The following is a 2,548-nucleotide window of genomic DNA, read 5'->3' as shown; positions in this document are numbered from 1 at the left end:
CTCGCCGAGGTCGAGTACGCCACCGCCGGCTGGGTCGACTGGTACAACAACACGCGCCTGCACTCCACCCTTGGGATGATGACCCCAGTGGAGTACGAGCAAGCCCACTACGCGGTCCTCATCCGAGAGCCGCAACCCGTATAGGAGCGGCGCAGAACCTGGGGCGCTTCACCTCCTCAACGTCCGCTAGGGGATGAGGGGCGCAACCGGCTTCCAGAGATTGAGGTTCAGTTCGATCTGACGGGCTCGGAAGTCGAGGACGTGCTGAAGCGCCTCAACGAGAACGGGGTCACGATAGAAACGACCGTCGAACGCCAGGCCGATGAGCGACGCAGCCAGCGTCGCGGGTACTTGGCGATGGTCGCCGCTGTGGTCGGCTCGACGACTGCTGGGGTGATGGGAACCTGGGCTGAGCGCGGTTCCCTAACCGAGCCAGTCGCTCTCCTCGACTGGGCGATCCCAGTTTCGGGGCTAGTGGCCTTTGCAGTGACCTGGCGCGCCGTTCAGCTCGATGAGCCGACTACGAACACGCCCTCTCGGTCGGCGAAAGCTGCGCGACAAGCGTGGGCAGCGACGGTCGCGTCGAAGCGGGGTGCCAATGATGGCTAAGGGGCCCGCCGACATGGGGTGGACCGAAGGCGCCGACCGGGAGGCTCTGGCCGCACTCACCCGACACGCAGATGCGTTGTATTCCGAGGCTGAGGCGATCGCTACCCGGGCACGCGCTGGCGCAGTCAGCCAGGAGTACGTGGCCCAGGCCGCGCTAACTCTCCACCTTGCAGCCCCCTCGACACAGGTGGCCGACGTCCTCTTCGGAGTGGGCAGCCTGCTGGCCGGTGGCGCGTTGGGTACAGCGCTCAGCCTCGGCGTGCAACCGCAGCCGGACGTGTCGGGATGGCTCATTTTCGCCCTGCCAGCCCTGGGCGTGCCCGGCATCCTGTTCTTCGCGGTCGGAGCCACTTTGAAGTTCACCGCCAGGCGGTAGGCGCAGGTCGGCGAAGCACACATCACCCAAGCCGACGGAGGCTGCGAAGGAGAGCGGCGTCCCGCGAGAGCGCCCGGTTGGGGTCGGACTCCACGGGTGCCAGGGCGCCGGCGTCGACGACTTCGAGGCGCAGCTCCTCCCCCTCGGCCGTGACGACGAGTGCGAGCCAACGCGAGCGAGGGCGGTCACGCACCCACCGCAGCAGCACACCACGTCGCTCTACATGGCCTCCGCCTTGGGCTTCCTAGTCATCGACACACGCCGGCAGTGGGCCGGCAAAGTCGAAGAGGGAGCCCTCCTGCCGACACCGTGGACGAGGTCATCATCCCGGCCGCCTTCCCGAGTCTCTTCAAGGGCCCTGCTTCAACCACCCGCACACACCGCGCCGGGCCGGCTCGATCGGCGTGCCGGTGCGCGATGTCGAGCTGCGCATCGCCGACGAGACCGGCGCCTCGCTGCCCGACGGCGAGGTCGACGAGATCCTCATCAAGGGGCCCAACGTCATGAAGGGCTACTGGGGGCTGCCCGAGGTGACCGCCACGACGATCGTCGACGGGTGGCTGCACACCGGCGACCTGGCCGTGCGCGACGAGGAAGGCGTCTACACGATCGTCGACCGCAAGAAGGACCTCATCATCCGCGGAGGCTTCAATGTCTACCCCCGCGAGATCGAGGAGGTCGTCTACGCCCACCCCGACGTCACCGAGGCCGCCGTCGTGGGGGTCCGCACGACGCCTCGGCGAGGAGGTGGCCGCGTCGGTGACGCTGCGCGCCGGGAGGAGTTGCCCAAGGGCCCGACCGGCAAGATCCTGCGCCGGGAGGTGCGAGCGGGCCACACCACACCCACCGTCGCGGCCGGCTGACCGCCGGCCCGACCCCCCAGCCGGATCCTCCTCGGGATTGCATACAAGCCCACCACTTGTATACATTGAGCGCACCGACGTCCCGAGGAGGACCCTTCCCATGACCGCACGCCCCTGCTTCCATCTGGCCATCCCCGTCGACGACATCACCAAGGCCCGCGAGTTCTACGGCGGCGTCCTCGGCCTCGAGGAGGGTCGCTCCGACACCCTCTGGGTGGACTGGAACTTCTACGGCCACCAGGTCGTCACCCACCAGACCGCCGCCGGCTCCCCCGGACCGGCCGGGCACAACCCCGTCGACGACCACCAGGTCCCCGTGCCCCACTTCGGAGCCGTGCTGTCGTACGATGACTTCCACGACCTGGCCGGCAAGATGAAGGCGGCAGGAGCCACCTTCGTCATCGAGCCCTACCTGCGCTTCGAGGGCCAGTCCGGCGAGCAGTGGACGATGTTCTTCCTCGACCCCGCCGGCAACGCCATGGAGTTCAAGGCCTTCGCGGACGAGTCGCAGATCTTCGCCAAGTAGGGTCCCCGCGTGACCACCACCCCGTCGACCGAGACCAAGGCCGGCCGACTGCTCGCCGCCCTGCGCGACGACATCCTGAGCGGTCGCCCTCGCCCCCGGTGACCCCGTCGACCGAGGTGGCCACCGGCCGCAGGGGCACGAGGTCTCCCGCACCCCGGTGCGGGAGGCCTGCGC

Annotated in this window: 3 protein-coding genes and 1 pseudogene; all 4 read left to right on the top strand. The window is 68.6% G+C overall.

The window, feature by feature from the left end; genetic code table 11:
- Window positions 1-144, top strand: a 144-nt coding sequence (locus B277_RS15505; RefSeq protein WP_007930057.1) for an integrase core domain-containing protein, incomplete at its 5' end; no start/stop codon positions are given.
- Window positions 145-622: 478 nt separating this feature from the next.
- Entirely contained in the window at window positions 623-985 is a 363-nt protein-coding gene (locus tag B277_RS15500; RefSeq protein WP_128277192.1) for a hypothetical protein, read from the top strand.
- 380 nt (window positions 986-1,365) lie between these two features.
- Window positions 1,366-1,848: pseudogene (locus B277_RS15490) on the top strand (AMP-binding protein); the annotation flags it as partial.
- Window positions 1,849-1,948: 100 nt separating this feature from the next.
- Entirely contained in the window at window positions 1,949-2,374 is a 426-nt protein-coding gene (locus tag B277_RS15485; protein ID WP_007930045.1) for a VOC family protein, read from the top strand.
- Window positions 2,375-2,548: the final 174 nt, after the last annotated feature.

The sequence above is a fragment of the Janibacter hoylei PVAS-1 genome (assembly GCF_000297495.1).
Classification (GTDB): Bacteria; Actinomycetota; Actinomycetes; order Actinomycetales; family Dermatophilaceae; genus Janibacter; species Janibacter hoylei.
The sequence above is the reverse complement of the archived record's forward strand: the minus strand, read 5'-3'. Positions and strand labels throughout refer to the sequence as shown.

What these genes read in the sequence shown, in the direction of transcription:
- B277_RS15500 (WP_128277192.1), top strand. Translation starts at nt 623, where the DNA reads ATGGGGTGGACCGAAGGCGCCGACCGGGAGGCTCTGGCCGCACTCACC.
- B277_RS15485 (WP_007930045.1), top strand. Translation starts at nt 1,949, where the DNA reads ATGACCGCACGCCCCTGCTTCCATCTGGCCATCCCCGTCGACGACATC.